The 19,995-nt window shown below is 71.6% G+C and carries 21 protein-coding genes and 1 tRNA gene; 7 read left to right on the forward strand and 15 right to left on the reverse strand.

The genetic code is table 11. The features are described 5' to 3' along the window. The first annotated feature begins 32 nt into the window (after positions 1-32). The gene (locus ACWERV_RS05705; RefSeq protein ID WP_452929204.1) at positions 33-740 is read left to right on the forward strand and encodes an endonuclease V; all 708 of its coding nucleotides are present in this window, start codon (positions 33-35) and stop codon (positions 738-740) included. A gap of 111 nt (positions 741-851) precedes the next feature. Here the strand turns inward: ACWERV_RS05705 and ACWERV_RS05710 are convergent, their stop codons facing one another. From ACWERV_RS05710 to ACWERV_RS05725, 4 genes are all read right to left on the reverse strand, one after another. After that, on the reverse strand, positions 852-1,082 hold the full coding sequence (locus ACWERV_RS05710) for an antitoxin (protein ID WP_452929206.1): 231 nt from the start codon (positions 1,080-1,082) through the stop codon (positions 852-854). 118 nt (positions 1,083-1,200) lie between these two features. Continuing rightward, positions 1,201-2,103, reverse strand: a complete 903-nt coding sequence (locus tag ACWERV_RS05715; protein WP_452929209.1) for an SDR family oxidoreductase — start codon at positions 2,101-2,103, stop codon at positions 1,201-1,203. Next, positions 2,100-3,059: an alpha/beta fold hydrolase gene (locus ACWERV_RS05720; protein WP_452929212.1), complete on the reverse strand. Its 960-nt coding sequence runs from the start codon at positions 3,057-3,059 to the stop codon at positions 2,100-2,102. The genes ACWERV_RS05715 and ACWERV_RS05720 overlap by 4 nt, the downstream gene beginning before the upstream one ends. Further along, positions 3,056-4,588 (reverse strand): flavin-containing monooxygenase, encoded by a 1,533-nt coding sequence (locus ACWERV_RS05725; RefSeq protein ID WP_452929215.1) that lies wholly within the window; start codon positions 4,586-4,588, stop codon positions 3,056-3,058. The genes ACWERV_RS05720 and ACWERV_RS05725 overlap by 4 nt, the downstream gene beginning before the upstream one ends. Before the next feature lie 216 nt (positions 4,589-4,804). Between ACWERV_RS05725 and ACWERV_RS05730 the strand changes: the two genes are divergently transcribed. The 5 genes from ACWERV_RS05730 to ACWERV_RS05750 all read left to right on the forward strand — a co-directional run bounded on the left by ACWERV_RS05730 (position 4,805) and on the right by ACWERV_RS05750 (position 8,516). Next, positions 4,805-5,683 (forward strand): MerR family transcriptional regulator, encoded by an 879-nt coding sequence (locus ACWERV_RS05730; RefSeq protein ID WP_452929218.1) that lies wholly within the window; start codon positions 4,805-4,807, stop codon positions 5,681-5,683. 87 nt (positions 5,684-5,770) lie between these two features. Further along, on the forward strand, positions 5,771-6,037 hold the full coding sequence (locus ACWERV_RS05735) for a DUF2630 family protein (protein WP_398177193.1): 267 nt from the start codon (positions 5,771-5,773) through the stop codon (positions 6,035-6,037). Between the two features lie 26 nt (positions 6,038-6,063). After that, the gene (locus ACWERV_RS05740) at positions 6,064-6,366 is read left to right on the forward strand and encodes a GNAT family N-acetyltransferase (protein WP_452929321.1); all 303 of its coding nucleotides are present in this window, start codon (positions 6,064-6,066) and stop codon (positions 6,364-6,366) included. Positions 6,367-6,474: 108 nt separating this feature from the next. Then, positions 6,475-7,974, forward strand: coding sequence for an AlkA N-terminal domain-containing protein (locus ACWERV_RS05745; RefSeq protein WP_452929221.1), 1,500 nt, complete (start codon positions 6,475-6,477; stop codon positions 7,972-7,974). Then, positions 7,971-8,516, forward strand: coding sequence for a methylated-DNA--[protein]-cysteine S-methyltransferase (locus ACWERV_RS05750; RefSeq protein WP_452929224.1), 546 nt, complete (start codon positions 7,971-7,973; stop codon positions 8,514-8,516). The genes ACWERV_RS05745 and ACWERV_RS05750 overlap by 4 nt, the downstream gene beginning before the upstream one ends. Positions 8,517-8,665: 149 nt before the next feature. Here the strand turns inward: ACWERV_RS05750 and ACWERV_RS05755 are convergent, their stop codons facing one another. From ACWERV_RS05755 to galU, 11 genes are all read right to left on the reverse strand, one after another. Continuing rightward, complete coding sequence (locus ACWERV_RS05755; protein ID WP_452929226.1) at positions 8,666-10,870, reverse strand: MMPL family transporter; 2,205 nt, start codon at positions 10,868-10,870, stop codon at positions 8,666-8,668. 202 nt (positions 10,871-11,072) lie between these two features. Next, on the reverse strand, positions 11,073-11,678 hold the full coding sequence (locus ACWERV_RS05760) for a TetR/AcrR family transcriptional regulator (protein ID WP_398177179.1): 606 nt from the start codon (positions 11,676-11,678) through the stop codon (positions 11,073-11,075). A gap of 306 nt (positions 11,679-11,984) precedes the next feature. Beyond that, the gene (locus ACWERV_RS05765) at positions 11,985-12,641 is read right to left on the reverse strand and encodes a GTP cyclohydrolase II (protein ID WP_452929230.1); all 657 of its coding nucleotides are present in this window, start codon (positions 12,639-12,641) and stop codon (positions 11,985-11,987) included. A 133-nt stretch (positions 12,642-12,774) separates the two neighbouring features. Next, positions 12,775-13,335 carry an AAA family ATPase gene (locus ACWERV_RS05770; protein ID WP_452929232.1) on the reverse strand — a complete coding sequence of 187 codons (561 nt, stop codon included), beginning with the start codon at positions 13,333-13,335 and terminating at the stop codon, positions 12,775-12,777. 666 nt (positions 13,336-14,001) lie between these two features. After that, a tRNA-Ala gene (locus ACWERV_RS05775) sits at positions 14,002-14,075 on the reverse strand. A gap of 69 nt (positions 14,076-14,144) precedes the next feature. Continuing rightward, on the reverse strand, positions 14,145-15,161 hold the full coding sequence (sepX, locus tag ACWERV_RS05780; RefSeq protein ID WP_452929235.1) for a divisome protein SepX/GlpR: 1,017 nt from the start codon (positions 15,159-15,161) through the stop codon (positions 14,145-14,147). A gap of 119 nt (positions 15,162-15,280) precedes the next feature. Then, positions 15,281-15,901 (reverse strand): GNAT family N-acetyltransferase, encoded by a 621-nt coding sequence (locus tag ACWERV_RS05785; protein ID WP_452929324.1) that lies wholly within the window; start codon positions 15,899-15,901, stop codon positions 15,281-15,283. Then, positions 15,898-16,431, reverse strand: a complete 534-nt coding sequence (locus ACWERV_RS05790; protein ID WP_452929238.1) for a MogA/MoaB family molybdenum cofactor biosynthesis protein — start codon at positions 16,429-16,431, stop codon at positions 15,898-15,900. The genes ACWERV_RS05785 and ACWERV_RS05790 overlap by 4 nt, the downstream gene beginning before the upstream one ends. Beyond that, positions 16,428-16,910, reverse strand: coding sequence for a cyclic pyranopterin monophosphate synthase MoaC (moaC, locus tag ACWERV_RS05795; RefSeq protein ID WP_452929241.1), 483 nt, complete (start codon positions 16,908-16,910; stop codon positions 16,428-16,430). The genes ACWERV_RS05790 and moaC overlap by 4 nt, the downstream gene beginning before the upstream one ends. 88 nt (positions 16,911-16,998) lie before the next feature. Next, positions 16,999-18,330, reverse strand: a complete 1,332-nt coding sequence (gene glp, locus ACWERV_RS05800; RefSeq protein ID WP_452929244.1) for a molybdotransferase-like divisome protein Glp — start codon at positions 18,328-18,330, stop codon at positions 16,999-17,001. Continuing rightward, entirely contained in the window at positions 18,327-19,235 is a 909-nt protein-coding gene (gene galU, locus ACWERV_RS05805; protein ID WP_452929327.1) for a UTP--glucose-1-phosphate uridylyltransferase GalU, read from the reverse strand. Before galU ends, glp begins: the two co-directional genes overlap by 4 nt. Before the next feature lie 81 nt (positions 19,236-19,316). Between galU and ACWERV_RS05810 the strand changes: the two genes are divergently transcribed. Beyond that, complete coding sequence (locus ACWERV_RS05810; protein ID WP_452929330.1) at positions 19,317-19,919, forward strand: 5-formyltetrahydrofolate cyclo-ligase; 603 nt, start codon at positions 19,317-19,319, stop codon at positions 19,917-19,919. Positions 19,920-19,995: the final 76 nt, after the last annotated feature.

Genomic DNA, 19,995 nt, shown 5'->3' on the forward strand with positions numbered 1-19,995 from the left:
GCCGCGCGCCCCCACCATGGCAGCCTGGCGTCATGGACACCCACAGCAGCGCACGCCCCGCCTCCTGGCCGCGGACGGAGGCGGAGGCCCTCGCCGAGCAGGAGCGCCTGCGCGCCCTGGCCGATCTCACGTCCGCCGGACCGGCGCCGGAGGACATACGCCTGGTCGCGGGTGTGGACGTGTCCTATGCCACCGACAGCGACGCCTTAGTGGCGGCGGCCGTGGTGCTGGACGCGACGAGTCTGGAACCGGTCGAGGTCGCCGTCGTGGAAGGAAGCGTCACCTTCCCGTACGTCCCCGGCCTGCTGGCCTTCCGCGAACTGCCGTCGGTGCTGGCGGCGCTGGAGAGGCTGGCGCACACACCGCAGCTGCTGGTGTGCGACGGCTACGGCGTCGCGCATCCGCGCCGCGCCGGGCTCGCGGTGCATCTGGGAGTGCTGACGGGGCTGCCCTGCTTCGGGGTGGCCAAGACGCCGTTCGTCTTCGGGCACGGAGAGGTCGGCGACGAGCGCGGTGCGGGCGCGCCGCTGACGTCGGAGGAGGGCGAGGTGGTAGGGCGCGCGCTGCGCACCCGGCCCGGCGTCAAGCCGGTGTTCGTCTCCGTGGGACACGGCATAGGGCTGGACAACGCCTGCGCGCACACGCTGCGGCTGACACCGAAGTTCCGGCTCCCGGAGACGACGCGCTGGGCCGACCGCGTCAGCCGCGAACGGCTGCGGGCCGCCGCCCCGTCCGCCTGACCGGTACCGCACGCGGCAGGGGGGCGGGGCAGGGGAAGGGAGAAAGGGGCGCCCCGCAGGGCACCCCTTTCCCGGATCACGGCATCAGCGCGTCCGCCTCACGGCGCGACGTCAGCTCCAGTCGTCCTGGGGCTCGTCGTTCGCGTCCTCGCCCATGCGGCGGCGAGCCTGCTCCTGGCCGCGCTGGGCCTGCTCGTCGGACCGGCCACCGGTACGCTCCGACGCCTCCTGACCGGCGCGCTGCATGCCCTCCTGGGCCTGCTCGGAACCCTGGCGGCGAGCGCCCTTGGCCTTCTCGCCGAGCTCGTTCGCCTTGTTCCGCATGTCGTCCATACCGCCCATGGTGAACTCCTCCTGGAGTGTGTGGGGAAGCGGCCTCGATCAGACTTACACGGGCGGAGGGGCCACGCATCCCGGGGCAATCATCTGCCAATCACCCCAGGTCAGAGGGGTTTTACGGTCACGGAACGTGATGTTCGGCGGCGCGTGCCGACTCGTCCGCGGCCCCGCCCCTCCCGACCAGCCCGCGCCGCGCGGTGGCACCGCGCGCCAGGGCGGGGGCGGCGCGGCGCATCTCCCGCCTCCCGAGCGGCCCTCCGATGAACGCCGGCAAGTACCCGCGCACGGACTGCATTCCGCGCAGCCACCACTGGGCGTAGACGTGCGGCGAACGCCGCCCGATACCCGCGGCGATACGTTCCACGGCCGGCTCCAGGGGGTAGGTGCGGTTCGTCGGCCACGGCAACCGGGCCCGCAACTCCCGCAGCACGTCGTCCTCGTCGGCGCCGCGCACCATGTCGGTGTCGGTCCAGGAGAGGTAGCCGACGCCCACCGCCACACCCTGGTGCCCGACTTCGGCACGCAGGCTGTGTGCGAAGGCCTCGACCCCCGACTTGCTGGCGCAGTAGGCCGCCATCATCGGCGCCGGTGTCATCGCGGCGAGCGACGCGATCTGCAGCAGGTAGCCGCGCGAGGTGACGAGCGCCGGCAGGAAGGCCCGAGCGGTGGCGATGCTGCCCAGCAGGTTGACGTGGATCACGCGGTCGAACGCGTCCGGGTCGGCGTCGAGGAACGGACCCCCGGTCGCCACCCCGGCGTTGGCCACCACGACGTCGATCCGCCCGAAGCGCGCGAGCACCTCGTCGGCGACGCGCGCCATCGTCTCTCGATCGGTGACGTCCGCCGTCCAGTACGCGGCGTCGCCGTCCAGCGAGGCGGCCACCCGCGTCAGTTCGTCGGGTTCGAGGCCGACGAGCGCCAGCCGGGCCCCGCGCGCCGCGAGTTTGCGGGCCAGCAGCTCGCCCACCCCGCGGGCGGCGCCGGTCACCACCACCACCTTGCCCTGCACACCTGATCGGCTCATGCGCTCTTCTCCTCCGCGACGGCGTCGCTCCTCCGGGAATCCGCCCCGCCCGCCGCCGGCTGCCCCGCATGGTCGGTGGCCAGCGACCGTACGAGCGCCGCGACGGCCGCCGGATCCTCGATCGGGGTCATGTGCCCGAGGCCGGGCAGTTCGGTCAGCCCCACGCAGTGCGGCAGCGCACGCGCCATACCGCGCGCGTGCTTCGGCGGCGTGAGCTTGTCGTGCGTACCGGCCAGGACCGCGGTGGGCGCGGACAGCGCCGCGAGTTCCGCGTCCAGGTCGAGCACGGCCAGCACCCGTCCCCAGGCCGCCCGTTGGCGCGCCTTGCAGGCGTGGACGATCCGCGCGGTGAACGCCGCCTGTTCGCGGGTCGGCGAGGCGCCCAGGACGCCGTAGGCGAAAGCGGCGCGCGTCAGCGGGGTGACGGGGCCGAGCGGCAGCGGGGACACCAGCAGCTGGCGGTGCAGGGCGCGGCGCAGCCAGCGCGCCGACAGCCGCTGCGGCAGCACCTCGGTGGAGCCGAGCAGCCGCGCGCTGCCGGTGCTGGCCAGCAGTACCGCCGCGGTGCGCTGGGTGACCTGCTCCCGGCCGGACGCCGCCATGATCGTCATACCGCCCATGGAGTGGCCGGCGAGCACGGCCCGTTCGCCGTCCGGTACGGCTGCCTCCAGTACGGCCTGGAGGTCGTCGGCCAGTACGCCGGTGCCGTACCCCTTGCGGGTGGCAGGCGGCGCGCTGCGTCCGTGACCGCGCTGGTCGTAGGCGACGATCCGGAAGTCCGGCGCCAGGAGCCGTACGACGGGCGCCCAGAAGAGGATCGAGCACGTCCAGCCGTGCGAGAGGACGAGGGTCGTGCCGTCGGCGCGGCCGAACTCCTCGACATGTATACGGGTCCCGTCCGCGGACGCCACCTCGAACGCCCTGCGCGGCGCCACCGGCTCGTAAGGGTGCGTCATGACGCCACCTCCGCCCCGACCGTGCGGTCGTCGTCCACCTGCGGGAGATCGCTCCCGGCGGGCGCGATCAGGTCGTACTCGGAGAGGACGAGCTGCCTGGTCGCGCGGCGGAACTCCGCCGTGGTCCCCGGCCACGCCGTCGTGTTGCGGCCGTTGGCGTCGAGGTACCAGCTCTTGCAGCCGCCGGTGTTCCAGACCGTGCGCGCGGCGCGGCGCTGCACCTCCTCGTTCCACGAGGCGACGGCGGCGGACCGGGCGTCGAGGGCCGCGGCGCCGGTGCGCTCCAGCGTCCGCAGATAATCGATGACGTAGTTGAGCGATGATTCGATCATCAGGATCATCGAGCTGTTGCCCAGGCCGGTGTTGGGGCCGATGACGAACAGCAGGTTGGGGAAGCCGTCGACGGTGCTGCCGCGCAGCGCGGCCATCCCCCCCTTCCAGTGCTCGCTGAGCGTGCGCCCGTCAGCACCGACGACGCGGTCGCCGATAGGCATGTCCGTGACGTGGAAACCGGTCCCGAAGACGATCGCGTCGACCTCGCGCTCGGTCCCGTCGGCGGTGACCACGGACGAACCGCGCACCTCGGTGAGCGCCGCGGTCACCACCTCGGTGTTCGGCTGCGCGAGCGCCGGGTAGTAGGTGTTGGACAGCAGGATCCGCTTGCAGCCGATCGTGTAGTCGGGAGTGAGCCGCGCGCGCAGCGCCGGGTCCTTGACGGAGCGGCGCAGATGCCCGCGCGCCAGGCGCTCCGCCGCCTTCATCAGCCGCGGGTGCCGGACGAACGCACCCACCTGGAACTCCCGGATCATCCACAGCGCTCCGCGCCGCGCTTTCGCCGTGCTCGGCACCTTCCCGTGCAGCCACCGCTCGGCCGCGCTGACGGGCCGGTCCACGCGCGGCAGTACCCACGGCGGGGTGCGCTGGATGACGGTCAGCCTGCTGACGTCGGGCTGGATGGACGGCACGATCTGGATCGCCGACGCGCCCGTGCCGACCATGGCCACGCGTTTGCCCTTGAGGTCGAAGCCGTGGTCCCAGCGGGCGGAGTGGAAGACCTTGCCGGGGAAGTTCTCGATGCCGGGGACGTCGGGGATCTTCGGGTCGGACAGCGGGCCGGTCGCCGAGACCACGACGTCCGCCGTCAGCTCACCGGCCGCCGTGGTCAGCTCCCAGCGGCGCCGGGCGCCGTCCCAGCGGGCCCGCCGCACCTCCGCGCCGAACCGCAGGTGCGGACGCAGCCCGAAGGTGTCGGCGACGCGCTCCAGGTAGTCCCTGATGTGCTGCTGTCCGGAGAACGCGCGCGGCCAGTCGGGGTTGGGTGCGAAGGAGAACGAGTAGAGGTGCGAAGGCACGTCGCACGCGCATCCCGGGTAGCTGTTGTCCCGCCATGTGCCGCCGACCGCGTCGGCGCGCTCCAGGATCACGAAGTCGGTGATCCCCTCGCGCCGCAGCCGTACGGCGGCCCCCAGCCCGCCGAACCCGGATCCGATCACCGCCACCCGCACGTGCTCGCGGTTGTCGTCGTCCATGCCACCGCCCCTTCCTGCCGGCCGCTCGTCCGCGCCCGGGACCCTCACCGGTCCCGCCAGCCGCGGCATACCATGCCATCAATCACTGGCATTGTCAGGACTGTAGAACACGGGGGTTACCTGCGGTAGGGGGCAGACGGAAACTCTTCGGAGAACGCGCGGTAAGGACCGCCGCATCTGGATGAAGCCCCTTACGCCAGCACATAGGCTGGCCGGGTGAACGACCGCGTGGACCAGACAGGCACGGCGGATCCGGGTGCCTCCGGCGCACACACCGCCGACGAGCACCCCGGCGCCCGCGAATACCGCGTGGAGGAACTGGCGGAGGCGGCCGGCATACCGGTGCGCACGCTGCGCTTCTACCGGGAGCGGCGCCTGCTGCCGCCGCCGCGCCGCGACGGGCGTATCGCGTGGTACTCCGAGAGCCATCTCGCCCGGCTGCGCACCATTGCCGCGCTGCTCGAACGCGGCCACACCCTCGGCGGTATCGCCGAGCTGATCACCGCGTGGGAGAAGGGCCGCACCCTGGGCGGCGTCGCCGAACTCCTCGGCCTCGACGAGACGCTGGCCGCGCCGTGGTCGGACGAGACCCCGGTCGTCCTGACCCCGCAGGAACTGGCGGACCACTTCGGCGACGACGTCAGCCCGGAGAACCTGACCACCGCCCTGGAGATCGGGTACATCTCCGTCGACGGCGAGAACGCCCTGCACACCAGCCGCCGCCTGCTCGACGTGTCGGCCGCGCTGGTACGCGAGGGCGTGCCCCTGGCCGCGGTGCTCGCCGCCGGGCGCGAGGTGCGCGGTCACGTCGACGCGATCGCCGAACTCTTCACCCAGGTCGTCAAGACGCACGTCCTGGGCCCGCTGGACGACCTGCCGCCCGAGCACGTCGGGCGCGTCTCCGACACGATGCAGCGGCTGCGCCCGCTCGCCAAGGACATCGTCGACGCCGAGATGTCGCTGGCGATGGAGCGCCGGGTGCGCACCGAGATCGAGGCGTGGCTGCGCCGCCAGGCGGCCGCCACAGGCCCCGCGGGCGGCGGCCCGCACCCGGAGCCCCGGGACCGCCCGGCGCAGCCCGAGCGGCCCGCGTAGCGCCCCCGGCGCCCGCTCCGCCCCGAGCGAGGGACGCGGCGACCTGCAAGAGTGGAGTACAGCGACCCCGTTTGGGAGGTGTCACCCGTGCAACAGCCCCACGACGCCGGTGCCGAACAGGCGATCCTCGGCCGGATCAGCGAGATGGTGGCCGACGAGAAGGCCCTGCGCGAACTGCTCGCCGGATCCGACTCCGACGGCGCGGACGAGCGCGCCCGCCTGACCGCCCTGGAACACGAACTGGACCAGTGCTGGGACCTGCTGCGCCAGCGCCGCGCCCTGTCCGAGGCGGGCGAGGACCCCGGCGGCGCACGCGTCCGCCCGTCCTCCACGGTGGAGGGCTACCGGTCGTGACGGATTCCGCAGCATCGGGCGGGGCCGTGCCCGTCACGGTCACCGACTCCCCGCAGGCCGACCGCTACGAGGCCAGGATCGATGACGACCTGGCCGGTACCGCCGCCTACATGCGCACACCCGAGGTGATCGCCTTCATCCACACCGAGGTGGGCGACGCGTACGAGGGGCGTGGAGTCGGCTCGGCGCTCGCCCGCACCGCGATGGACGGCGCCCGCGCGCAGGGGCTGCGCGTCCTGGCCATCTGCCCCTTCATCGCCGGATGGCTCGACCGGCACCCGGAGTACGACGACCTGCGGTACGTCCCGGAGAGCAGCGTCTCGGACTGACCGCACCGCACCTGCCCGCGGCGCCCTCGTCACGTGACTGCACCAGGTGCCACGTCGATGTCGTTTTCCCGCCAGACCGGCATCGTGACGAGGAGCGATGCTTGAAGGGTGCATACGGACTTCGACGCCTGCGTCCGCGCCGTCCAGTCGAAGGACGCCCGTTTCGACGGGTGGTTCTTCACGGCGGTGCTGACCACCCGCATCTACTGCCGTCCGAGCTGTCCCGTCACGCCCCCGAAGGTCGTGAACATGACCTTCTACCCGAGCGCGGCGGCGGCGCAGCAGGCCGGCTTCCGGGCCTGCAAGAGGTGCCGCCCCGACGCCAGCCCAGGCTCGCCGCAGTGGAACGAGCGCGCCGACCTGGTGGCCCGCGCCATGCGGCTGATCGCCGACGGCGTGGTGGACCGCGAGGGCGTGCCGGGGCTGGCGGCACGGCTCGGCTACAGCGCCCGCCAGGTCGAGCGCCAGCTGCTCGCGGAGCTCGGGGCCGGGCCGCTCGCCCTGGCACGTGCCCAGCGCGCCCAGACCGCACGGCTGCTCGTCGAGACCACGGCCATGCCGATGGGCGAGATCGCCTTCGCCGCCGGATTCGCCAGCATCCGCACGTTCAACGACACCGTTCGTGAGGTCTTCGCCCTCGCGCCGGGAGAACTGCGCGCCCGCGTCGCCAAGGGGCGTCCCGCCGCCAGCCCCGGCTCGCTGTCTCTGCGGCTGCCCTTCCGCCGCCCCCTCACCCCGGACAACCTCTTCGGGCACCTGGCGGCGACCGCCGTGCCCGGCGTCGAGGAATGGCGCGCGGGCGCCTTCCGCCGCACCCTGCGTCTGCCGCACGGCACCGGCATCGCGGAGCTGCGGCCGCTGCCCGAGCACATCGGCTGCCGGCTGTGGCTCACCGACTGGCGCGACCTCGCACAGGCCATCAGCCGCTGCCGCCGTCTGCTCGACCTGGACGCCGACCCTCAGGCGGTCGACGCGCTCCTGGCGTCCGACCCGGTGCTCGCGCCGCTCGTCGCCAAGGCGCCGGGACGGCGGGTCCCCCGGGTCGCGGACGGGCCCGAGTTCGCCGTACGCGCGGTGCTCGGACAGCAGATCTCCACTGCCGCCGCGCGGACCCACGCCGGGCGGCTTGTCGCGGCCCACGGGGAGCCCGTGGACGACCCCGCGGGCGGCCTCACCCACCTCTTCCCCTCCACCGCCGCCCTCGCCGGGCACGACCCCGCCGGGCTCGCGATGCCGCAGAGCCGCAGGAACACCCTGGCGGCGCTCCTGCGGGCCCTGGAGGACGACGCGCTGGACCTGGACGTCGGGAGCGACTGGCAGCGCGCACGCGCGCAGCTGGCGGCCCTGCCGGGCTTCGGTCCCTGGACCGTCGAGACGATCGCCATGCGGGCGCTCGGCGACCCCGACGCCTTCCTGCCGACCGACCTCGGCATCCGCTACGCCGCGCGCGACCTCGGCCTCCCGGCGACCCCCGCGGCACTGACGCGGCACGCCGCCGCCTGGCAGCCGTGGCGTGCCTACGCGACGCAGTACCTGTGGGCGACGGGCGATCATCCGATCAACGTCCTGCCCACCGACAACCCTCACCCGGAAGGCATCGCACGATGACCCCCACCACTGTCACGACGGCCACCGCAACCACCGGCACAACCGTCCACGCGATTGTCGACAGCCCCGTCGGCCCGTTGACACTCGTCACCCGCGAGGGTGGCCTCGCGGGCGTCTACATGACCGAGCAGCGGCACCTGCCGGCCCCGGAGACGTTCGGCCCGCGCGTGGAGGTCATTGACCGCCCGGTCCTCGCCCGCACGGCCGAGCAGCTGACGGGCTACTTCGCCGGCGACGTCCGCGACTTCGACATCGACCTGTCGACAACGGGCACCCCGTTCCAGAAGCGGGTGTGGGAGGCGCTGCGCGACATCCCGTACGGCGAGACCGTCTCCTACGGTGAACTCGCCGCCGCCCTGGGGCAGCCCACCGCCTCGCGCGCGGTCGGACTGGCCAACGGCCGGAACCCGGTGAGCATCATCGTGCCCTGCCACCGGGTGGTCGGGGCGAACGGCAGCATGACGGGCTACGGCGGCGGAATCGAGCGCAAGCGCTGGCTGCTGAGCTTCGAGAACGGCACGCACCAGCCCGTCCTCGGCTGACGCCCGGTCACCACCGACCACCCTGCGGCGACGTCAACGCGGCGCCGCGCACTTCACCCTCACCGTAGGCGGGCACGAACCGGCCGGCTGACGCGCTGTGCGCCGGCCGGCCGGGCGGAACGCCGCCGCCCGCGGGGCGGCGGACGCCGTCAGACGACGGCGGGCTCCCGTTCCTCCTGGTCGTCGTCGGCCCGCGGCTCCACCAGCGCCTTGCGCAGCTGCTCGCCCTCCACGTCGACGTTCGGGAGCACCCGGTCCAGCCTGCGCGGCAGCCACCACGCGGCACGCCCGAGCAGGGCGAGCACCGCGGGCACGATGGTCATACGGACGATGAACGCATCGAATGCCACGGCGATCGCGAGGCCGAAGCCCATCATCTTGATCATCGATTCGGACGATCCGATGAATCCGGCGAAGACACTGATCATGATGACCGCGGCGGCGGACACCACCCGCGCACCGTGGGTGAAGCCGGTGACGACCGCCTGCCCCGGTGTCTCCCCGTGCACATAGGCCTCGCGCATCCGGGTGACCAGGAAGACCTCGTAGTCCATCGCGAGGCCGAACACCACACCCACCATGAAGATCGGCATCATGCTCATGATCGGACCGGTCTGCTCCACTCCCAGCAGGCCGGCCAGCCAGCCCCACTGGAAGACCGCCACCACGGCGCCGAGCGCCGCGAGCACCGACAGCAGGAAGCCCAGCGCGGCCTTCAGCGGCACGAGCACCGACCGGAAGACGACCATCAGCAGCAGGAACGCGAGCCCCACGACCAGCGCCAGGTAGGGCAGCAGCGCGTCGTTCAGCCGCTGCGAGACGTCGATGTTCATCGCGGTCGTTCCGGTCACCAGGACCTCGGCGCCGGTCGTCCTCTCGAATTCACCCGCATGGCCGCGGATGACGTGCACCAGGTCCTCGGTCTGGGCACTGCTCGGCTTGGAGACGGGCACCACGGTGAGCGTTGCCGCGTCGCCCTTGGGGTTGAACGACGGCTCGGTCACCGTCTTGACGTCGGCGAAGCCGGAGATCGTCCGCTTGACGTCCTGCGCCGCCGCCTTGGGGTTGTCGGTGTGCGCACCGTCGACGACGACCATGAGGGGACCGTTGAAGCCCGGCCCGAAGCCGTCCGAGAGCATGTCGTAGGCCCGCCGCTGGGTGGTGCTCACCGGCTGCGAACCGTCGTCCGGCAGACCCAGCTGCATGCTGGTCATCGGCACGGCCGCCAGCCCGAGCGCCACGATCCCGGCGAGCAGGAAGGGTACGCGCCGCCGCACGACCAGCCTCGCCCACCTGGTGCCCATGTTGGGTTTGTCGGACGGTACGGCCCGGCCCTTGCGCACCTTGCGGGTGAGCACCTTGGGTCCGGCGAAACCGAGCAGGGCGGGGATGAGCGTGAGGGCGATCAGGACGGCCAGGGCGACCGTGGCGGCCGCCGCCAGGCCCATCTTGGTGAGCATCGGAATGTTGACGACCGAGAGTCCGGCGAGGGCGATCAGCACCGTGAGCCCGGCGAAGACGACCGCGGATCCCGCCGTGCCGACCGCGCGTCCGGCCGCCTCCTCGCCGTCACGGCCCTCCATCAATTCGTGACGGTGACGAGAGACGATGAACAATGCGTAATCGATACCGACGGCCAGACCGATCATCGATGCCAGTGTCGACGACGTGCTGGACAGTCCCAGTGTGCTCGCGAGAGCGGTAATCGATGCGATACCGACGCCGACACCCATGATCGCGGTGAGCAGCGGCAGCCCCGCCGCGACCAGCGATCCGAAAGTGAGCAGGAGGACGACCGCGGCGATGCCGATGCCTATCGCCTCGCTGTTGCCTGTCGACGGCGACGCCTGCACCGCGGTGCCGCCGGTCTCCACCGTCAGCCCGGCGTCGCGCCCGTGCTCCGCGACGGTGTCGATCGCGGTGTGCGTCGCGTCGGTGATCTCCATCGACTTGGCCTGGAAGGTGACCGTCGCGTAGGCCGTCGTCCCGTCCTTGCTCACGGTGTCGGCGGCGTACGGGTCGCCGACCGTGGCCTGCTGCGGCATGTGCCGGAGCTCGGTGACCGCCTTCTCCACGGCCTCCTTGGCCGGCCCGGCGGTGACCTTCTGCCCGTCCGGTGCCTTGAACACCATGCGAGCGCTCGCGCCGTCGGCATTGGTGCCGGGGAAACGTTCGTGCAGCAGGTCGAAGGCCTTCTGGGCCTCGGTACCCGGCACGGTGAAGTTGTCGGACGGCGCGGACGGCGCCGTCGCGGCCCCGATCCCGGCGAGTGCGAGCAGCGCGACCCAGACGAGTACGACGTATCGCCGTCGCCGGAAGGCGAACCGGCCCAGTTTGTACAGGTAGGTGGCCATGGAGAAGGAGGGCTCCCGTCAGGAGGGGCGAATATGGGCGTGTGGAACCAGCCCGACGACGAGAGCGGCGTGTCAGGTGGGCGGAGGACCGGAGGGACGAGCGGGCGACCCGGGCGGGCGGCAGGCGCCACCGGGGCATGCGTCACCGGCGAAACGGTGACCTACTCGTACGACGGTCGGTTCACTCGGTACGGCTATGGGATCAGGAGTCTTGTGACAATCCGAGGGCGGGGATGACCACGGCGTCGATGTATCTGTGACTGAACTCGGGGTCGGCGTCGATTCCCTCGAGGATGGGACGCGCGAGCGCACTGCCGAACAGCATGTGCGGGATGAAGTCGCGCGCCGGGTTGTCGGCCGACAGTTCGCCGCGGTCGACGGCGCGCTGGACCAGAGCACGGAAGCTGTCCAGCTCCGGCTCGATGAGCTGCTCGCGCAGGGCCGTGAAGAGGTCCTCGTTGCGGAACGCCGCGTGTGCCAGGCCACGCATGAGTTCCTGGTCGCGCTTGGAGTCGTCCACGTCGTGGCACCGCACGAGCTCGTGCAGGTCACCCGCCATGGATCCGGTGTCGATGTCCGAGGGCGACACCGGCTTGATGATCCTCAGCGCGGTGGCGACCAGTTCCGGCTTGCCCTTCCACTGGCGGTAGAGGGTGGCCTTGCTCGACCGCGTGCGGGCGGCGACGGCGTCCATGGTGAGCGCCTCGTACCCGACCTCGCGCAACAGCTCGACGACCGCCTCGAACAGCTCCCGCTCGCGTTCGGGGGTCAGGCGCGTACGACGCCCGGCAGATGCCTGAGCCGTCATGTCCTCTCCTCCGGATGCAGTGGTTGGGCGGCCATAGCGTACGGCCTCGTCCGGTGGGGTGTGGACACCTTCGTCCATCCCTCATCGAAACGATGTCGTACACCTAGAGCGTAGACGACCCACGATCGAAACGCCACCGTTTCGATCGTGGGTCGTATCACTCGCCGAACGGGAACCCCGCACCACTGCGGCGCACACCATTTCCGGCACCTGTCGCGCCACCCCAGGATCGGGGCACATATGCGCCGCCGTACGACACGGCGCCCGCAGGTCGCAGTACGGGGCCTCACAGGCCAGCCGGCGCGGTCAGGCCGGCAGCGCCAGCGTGTGACCCGTGTGCTCGACCTTTGCCCTCAGGTAGCGGACATTGGCGTCGGACATGTGCACGCCGGTCGGCACCTGCTCGTCCACCTGTATGCCGAGCGCCGCCAGCTGCCGCGCCTTGTCGGGATTGTTACTCAGCAGCCGGATGCGGCCCACCCCGAGCGCGGCCAGCATCTGCGCCGCCGCGGTGTAGTCCCGCTCGTCCTCGCCCCGCCCCAGCGCGAGATTCGCCTCGTACGTGTCGAGCCCGTCGTCCTGCAGCGCATATGCGTCGAGTTTGGCGTACAGACCGATGCCGCGGCCCTCCTGCCGCAGGTAGAGCAGGTAACCGCCGTGCTCGCCGATCCGCTCCACCGCCTCGCGCAGCTGCGGGCCGCAGTCGCAGCGCCGGGAGCCGAAGACGTCACCTGTCAGGCACTCCGAGTGCGGGCGCACCAGTGGCACGCGGGCATGCTCGTAGTCGCCGATCCCCAGCGCCAGGTGCTCCTTGCCGTCCGCCAGACCGGTGAAGGTGAAGACGTCCGCCGTCGTCTCCCACCCGTCGGTGAACCGCAATGGAACGCGCACCTTGGTGCGGACCGCCGCGGGCGGCAGTGGCGCGGACACCGCCGCGGGCACCGGTCGTGCGTCTGCCGGCATGTCGACTCCCTCGTAAGATCTTGAAAACTCAAGCTCTTACGCGCGTCGGAAAATTTCCCGGCCGCCGCGTAACGCACGTCACACGTCCGGATCACCCTGCACGGTGAGGGTGCGGCGGCCGGTTGACGGTACGTCAGCCGCGACCGCCGGCGAACGCGGCGATCTCCGCGAGGCCGGGGGCGTACCCCGCCGTGGTGTCCACCTCGATCCAGGGGGCGTCCAGGGCCACTCGCCGGAAGCCTTCGTGGGCCCGCGAATGCACCCCGGCAACATGGTGCGCGGCGTCGTCGTGCACCCGGCGCAGCGGGTTGTCCGCCAGGCGCCGCCGCCTGCGCTCCAGGGCGACCCCGGCGTCCACCACACAGTGCACGACACGGATCCGGGCCAGCGCCCCCAGCGGCTGGAGACCGGGCCGCCACAGCCGGTCCTGGAACGCCGCCTCCGCCACCGTCGTCACGCCCGCCCGCAGGAGCTGCTCCAGCACCCCGAAGAAGGCCGACAGCGTCCGCACGGCCAGCTCGTCCGACGGGCCCGCAACGAGGTCCGGCGCCGCGTGCGCCATGCCCTCCTTGATCTCGTCCCGGCAGACCGCGGGGCATCCGACGACCCGCGCGAGCTCATGGGCCAACGTGGTCTTCCCGGCCCCGGGCGGGCCACTGACGACGATCAGGGTGGGGCGCGGAAGAGAAGTCACCCACCAGGGTTGCCAGAGAGCCGCGACCGGTCGTCCTGAGCCTCTGAAGACTCGCCATCGGCCTCTGCGTGGCCCCGGAACCAGCGTTCTTCCGGTGGCGGGCGAGCGGCGCCGACAGGCTCGGCGGTCCAATCGGATCTGCTCCCGGGGGGATTACGGCAGGAGCCCGGTCCGCAGCCGCCGGATCTCCACACGCCAACCGTGACCGCGAGCCCCCTCCCAGAGCTCGACAGCTCGGACGGCTCGGCCATGACGCGGTCGAGTGCCGTGAGGGCGAGGTCCCGCAGGCCCGTGAGGTCAGGAAGGGGCTGCTGCGGCCCGTAGGCGGAATCGACTGCCGGCACTCGCGGGTATTGCGCGCGGCGAGCGCAGCCGCGGGCCACCGCAACGAAGGCAGGGGCCACTGACATCAGTAATCGTCAGTCGATCACCGTGACGGCGACGGGTGCGTGGCCCCTTCCCACAAGATCCCACCGCTGCTTGTGCCATCCGAGAGCCACCGAAGAACGGGCGCCTCCCGCGGCACCGTCCGGCGCGGCGAGCAGTGGCCACCCCGAACACGGCCGAACAGCCTCGGGGAAAGGGGGACAGCAAAAATCCCGCCGATCGTCACGATCAGCGGGATGTGGCGACTGTTCCCGAGTGAACTCCGGAACAGTCATGTTGTGGACCTGAGGGGATTCGAACCCCTGACCCCCTCGATGCGAACGAGGTGCGCTACCGGACTGCGCCACAGGCCCTTGCAACGAGGAAAACTCTAGCATCTCCGCGAGGGTGCTCGTGAACGCAATACGGGCTGGCGGGAAGGCCTACTCGTTCGCCGCGCGGGGGCGGTCCGGGTCGGCGTACTGGTCGAAGAGCGGGGTGCGGGCCGTACGCGGGCGCGGGCGGCCGGGGCCGGCGGCCGGGGGCGCGGCAGGCTCGCCCGTTGCCGAGGACGGCGTCGTACCGGAGCGGGCGGAGCTCCAGGTGTCGGGCGCGCCGAGGTCGACGCCTCCCGTGGTGCGCGGGGCGACCGGGGCGGTGACGTAGGTCGGCAGCGGCACGGGTACGGGCTCCCAGCCGTCGTCGGCCGCCTGCTGGGCACGTTGCTGGTCGACCCACTCGGCGTGGTCGGTCTGCTCGACAAGGGCGCGGCGGTCGGCTGTACGCGGCGAGGGCGCGGGGGCCGGTACGGGTGCAGGCCTGGGCGGGGCGGCTTCCTTGGCGGGCGCGGGCGGCAGTTCCGTGCGCGGCCGCTCGGGGCGGGCGCGGTCGGGCCGGGCACGCAGCCTGCGCGCGGCTTCGGCGGCCTGGCGCTGATCGAGCCGCACCTCGTAGCGGCGACGCTCCTGGCGGCGCATCTGACCGATGTACACGGTGAGCAGGACGGCTGGGACGGCCGGCGCCCAGAGCAGCGTGACACCGCCCACTGCCGCGGCGACGGCCCCGGCGGTGAAGGCGAGGAAGAGCAGGGTGGTCGTCCGGCGACGGCGCGCCAGAACCTTGGCGCGAGCGTCGGGCCGTGCGGCGGCGGAACCGGCCGGGCGGGCGGCCACGGCGGGGCGCACCTCGGTCGCGGGCACGGCAAGGCCGCGGACGTCGACGACGTCCGCGGCGTCGAGGTCGTCCTCGACGTCGTCGGCACCGGGCTCTACACGCTCGCCGCGCGTCTTGGCGACGCGCCGCTCCATCGCCGCCCGCCCGGACAGCAGCCGGATGGCGGTGCTGAAGCGTTCCGTCGGGCGCGCTTCGTTGAGCTCGTCCTGCCTACGGAGCCACATCGGCACCAGGTAGGCAGCCCAGGCCCCGACGATGACTGCGTAGATGAGGCCGCTACTGCTCACGCATTACACGGTAGGGGGAATCGAGACACGCCATACGGAATTTGGCCCGGTGTGTCGCACGATCTGGCTGATAAGCCGAGAATTTTTGGCACCATGGGCTTCTCATTCGAACACTTGTCCTATTTCTGGGACGCTCCGGGTCTCGCCCTGTGCCAGCGGTTGAGCAGTCCTTCGGGCACCTCCTCCGCGGTCAGCGCGTAGACGAGGTGGTCGCGCCATCCGCCGTCGATATGCAGGTAGCGCGGACGGAGCCCCTCCTCGCGGAAGCCGAGCTTTTCCGCGACGCGGCGGCTGGGCCCGTTCTCGGGGCGAATGCACACCTCCACGCGGTGCAGGCCGACCCGGCGGAAGCAGTGGTCCACGGCCAGGGCGACGGAGGTCGGCATGACGCCGCGGCCGGCGACGGCCTCGTCCACCCAGTAGCCGATGTGCGCCGAGCACATGGAGCCCCAGGTGATGCCCGCGACGGTGAGTTGACCGGCGAGGCGGCCCTGATAATCGATGACGAACGGCAGCATGCGGCCGGCTCCAGCTTCGCTGCGTAGATGACGCACCATCTGTCGATAGGTGGGCCGTTGGGCGATGTGACCGGGCGGCGCCGGCGGCACCGTGGCCTCCCACGGCCGCAGCCAGTCGCGGTTGCGCCGGTTGACCTCACGCCATGCGCGCTGGTCGCGCATCCTGATCGGGCGGAGGGTGATGTCACCGTCCACCAGTTCCGTCGGCCAGACCCCGTTCAGCTCGGTCTCCCAGGGACTGAGGTTTCCGATGGTGCGGAAGTCGGATGATCGCCGCCCCGGATCTGATCGATTGCATGCACCAAGAGCGGGGCGAGCACGGCGAGCCCGTCCTTGACGCCTCCGGCCGATCCGGGGAGGTTCACCACCAGTGTGCGCCCCGCGACCCCGGCAACACCGCGTGAGAGTACCGCGGTGGCCACTTTTTCCCGGCCCGCGGCGCGAATCGCCTCGGCGATACCCGGGATCTCGTAATCGATGATCTGCCGGGTGGCCTCGGGCGTGCGGTCGGTCGGCGAGATACCGGTACCGCCCGTGGTGACGACCACGTCGTACCCGGCGTCGACGGCTGCCCGCAGCGCCAGCGCTACCGGTTCGCCGTCGGGTACGACGTGGGGGCCGTCGACGGCGAACCCGGCCTCGCGCAGTGCGGTGGCGACCAGCGGACCGCTGCGGTCCTCGTACACGCCGGAGGCCGCCCGGTTGGACGCGGTGACCGTGAGGGCGCGCAGCGGAGCCGCGGCGCCGCTCATGGCCGGTGCCAGTCGCCGGACTTGCCGCCGGTCTTCTCCTCGACCCGCACGTCGGTGATGACAGCGGACTTGTCCACGGCCTTCACCATGTCGACGACGGTGAGTGCTGCCACGCTGACGGCGGTCAGTGCCTCCATCTCCACACCCGTGCGGTCCGTGGTCCTCACCGTGGCCGTGATCTCCACCGCGTCGTCGGCCACAACCAGGTCCACAGTGACGCCTGACACTGCCAGCGGGTGACACAGCGGGATCAGATCGGGGGTTCGTTTGGCGCCCATGATGCCCGCGATGCGCGCTGTGGCAATGGCGTCGCCCTTGGGCACTCCGGCGCCGCGCAGCAGCCGGACGACCTCGGAGCCCACCAGAACGCGGCCGGTGGCGCGTGCGGTACGAGACGTCACCTCTTTGGCGGAGACGTCGACCATACGGGCCGAGCCTGCTTCGTCGAGGTGGGTGAGATGGTGCCGAGCGCTGCTCATCGTTCTCCCGATGCGGTCTTCAGGGCAGACACCGTACCGGCAGCTGTCCTCCTCCGCCTGGGGGCCCTGGGCGCGCCAACCTCGGTGGCTAGTCCAGCACGATGACATCGACGTCGGCGCCGGCCTCCAGCGACGTGACCTCCTCGGGGACGACGATCAGCGCGTCGGCGTTCGCAAGCGCCGCGACCAGGTGCGACCCGGCGCCCCCGACCGGGGTGACGCTGCGCGAGGCGTGGTCGTAACGGCCCCTCAGGAACTGCCGACGCCCCTCCGGTGAACTATCGATAGCTGTTACACACGCAGCCCGTACGACATCGCGATGCACCGGACCGACGCCCATCAGCGTGCGGATGGCGGGGCGCACGAACAGCTCGAAGGACACATAGGCGCTGACCGGGTTGCCGGGCAGGGCGAGCAGCGGGATGCGCGCGGGCCCGATCCGACCGAAGCCCTGCGGCTTGCCCGGCTGCATGGCGAGCTTGCGGAACTCGACGTGTCCGTTGTCCCCACCTGGCTGGTCCTCGGCGCCGTACATCGCGCCGCCGAGCGAGGACAGCGCCTCCTTCACGACGTCGTACGCGCCGACGCTGACTCCACCCGTGGTGACGATGATGTCGGCGCGGACGAGTTGGTCCTCGATGGTGGCGCGCAGTGTCTCGACCTCATCGACGACCGCACCGACTCGATAGGCGATGGCGCCCGCCGCCCTGGCCGCTGCGGTGAGAGCGAAGCTGTTGGAGTCGTGGATACGGCCAGGGCCGAGTGTGTCTCCGGGCTGGACCAGTTCGCTGCCGGTGGACACCACGACGACGCGCGGCCGCGGCCGGACTGTGACACTGGCGCGGCCGACAGCGGCCAGCAGAGCGATCTGCGGCGGTCCGAGGACGGTACCCGCGGCGAGCGCCAGCTCCCCTGCCCCCACGTCACTGCCACGGGTACGGATGAACTGACCCCGGGACGGTCCCCGGTGCACCCGTACCTCGCCGCCGGCCCGCTCCGGGTCGACACTGTGCGCGGTCATGGTGGTGGCCGGTCCGCCCCCCGTGCCGCCGTCCGTCCACTCGACCGGGACGACCGCCTCGGCACCTGGCGGGAGCGGCGCGCCGGTCATGATGCGGGCGGCCTGCCCCGGTCCGACCGAGGGCGGCTCGCCCCCTCCGGCGGCGATGTCACCGACGACTTCGAGAACCGCTGGGTGTTCGGACGACGCAGACCGGGTATCGGCGACGCGGACCGCGTAGCCGTCCATGGAACTGTTGTCGAAGGGCGGCAGCGCCACGGGCACGGTGACGTCCTCGACCAGGACGCACCCCTGGGCGTCGAGCAGTTGCAGCTCGATGGGCTCCAGCGGGGCCAACTGCCCCAGGATGCTGTCCAGGTGCTCGGTGACCGACCATACGCGCTCGGCGCCCTGATTCACTCTTGCATCTCCTCGGTGACGTACGTACGCAGCCAACTGCGGAACTCGGGTCCCAGGTCTTCACGTTCGCATGCCAGTCGGACAATCGCCCGCAGATAATCGCCTCTGTCACCAGTGTCGTAGCGGCGGCCGGTGAACACGACTCCGTGTACGGGCCCGCCGTCGTCGTCCCGGTGGGAGAGCTCGCGCAGCGCATCGGTCAGCTGGATCTCACCGTTGCGGCCGGGTTCGGTCTTCCTGACGGCGTCGAAGACCGCGGGGTCCAGGACGTAGCGGCCGATGATCGCGAAGTTGGACGGCGCCTGGCCGGCATCGGGTTTCTCCACGAGATCCGTCACACGCACGACGTCGTCCTCGTCCGTCGGCTTTATGGCGGCGGCACCGTAGAGGTGGATCTGTTCGGGCGCCACCTCCATGAGTGCGATCACGCTCCCGCCGAACCGCTCCTGCACGTCGATCATGCGGGAGAGCAGCGGGTCTCGCGGATCGATCAGGTCATCGCCGAGCAGGACGGCGAACGGCTGGTCCCCGACGTGCGGTTCCGCGCACAGTACGGCGTGCCCGAGGCCCTTCGGGTCCCCCTGCCGCACGTAGTGCATGGTGGCCAGATCGCTGGATTCGCGCACCCGCGCGAGGCGGCCGTCGTCACCCTTGCGGGTGAGGGCTTCCTCCAACTCGTAGTTCCGGTCGAAGTGGTCCTCCAGAGGACGCTTGTTGCGACCGGTGATCATCAGCACATCGGACAGATCCGCCGCGACGGCTTCCTCGACCACGTACTGGATGGCCGGTTTGTCCACCACCGGGAGCATCTCCTTGGGCGTCGCCTTGGTCGCCGGGAGGAAGCGTGTACCGAGGCCCGCGGCGGGAATGACGGCTTTGCCGATCCGGGCGCGTGAGTGAGTCATGCCGTGCACCATAGCGTTCGTGAATGTGCAGAAGATGAAGAAACGGTTCATAGCGGCTGATATACAGCGGTTGTGGAGAACATGGATGCGGTGAGGGCAATAAGGGCCGACAAGGCACAGCTTCGGGCACGGCTCCTGCGCACACGGCGCGGGATACCGGCGCAGGAGCGCGAGGTCGCGGCCCACGCCCTCGCGGCGACGGTACGCGGGCTGCCTGAGTGCGTTCACAGCAAAACCGTGGCCGCTTACGTCTCCATGGGGTCCGAGCCCGGCACCGGCCCCCTCCTCGGAGCCCTACACGCTGCAGGAGTACGCGTGCTGTTGCCCGTCCTGCTGCCTGACAACGACCTCGACTGGGCCGAATACGGCGGCCAGGACGCCCTGGAGCGCACTCCGCGGGGTCTCTTCGAGCCGACCGGCCCACGACTGGGTCCGGACGCCGTCACGGCCGTCCAGGCGATCCTGCTGCCGGGGCTGGCGGTGGACTCCCGCGGGGTCCGCCTCGGCCGGGGCGGAGGCTCCTACGACCGCGCGCTGAGCCGTGTCGGACGGGCCGGCACCCGGCCCGCGCTCGCGGTGGTGCTCTACGCGCACGAGGTCCTCGACACGGTCCCGGCCGAACCGCACGACGGCGCCGTGGACGCCGCTCTCACTCCCGCGGGTGTCCACCGCTTTCGCACCTGACGTCCCCGCCGCCCGGGGCGGGGACGTCGCGCGGCCGGACGTGTCACCGTCGCGGCATTTTGCCGGGCGTCAGGGG

This window comes from Streptomyces sp. NPDC004031, from assembly GCF_053604375.1.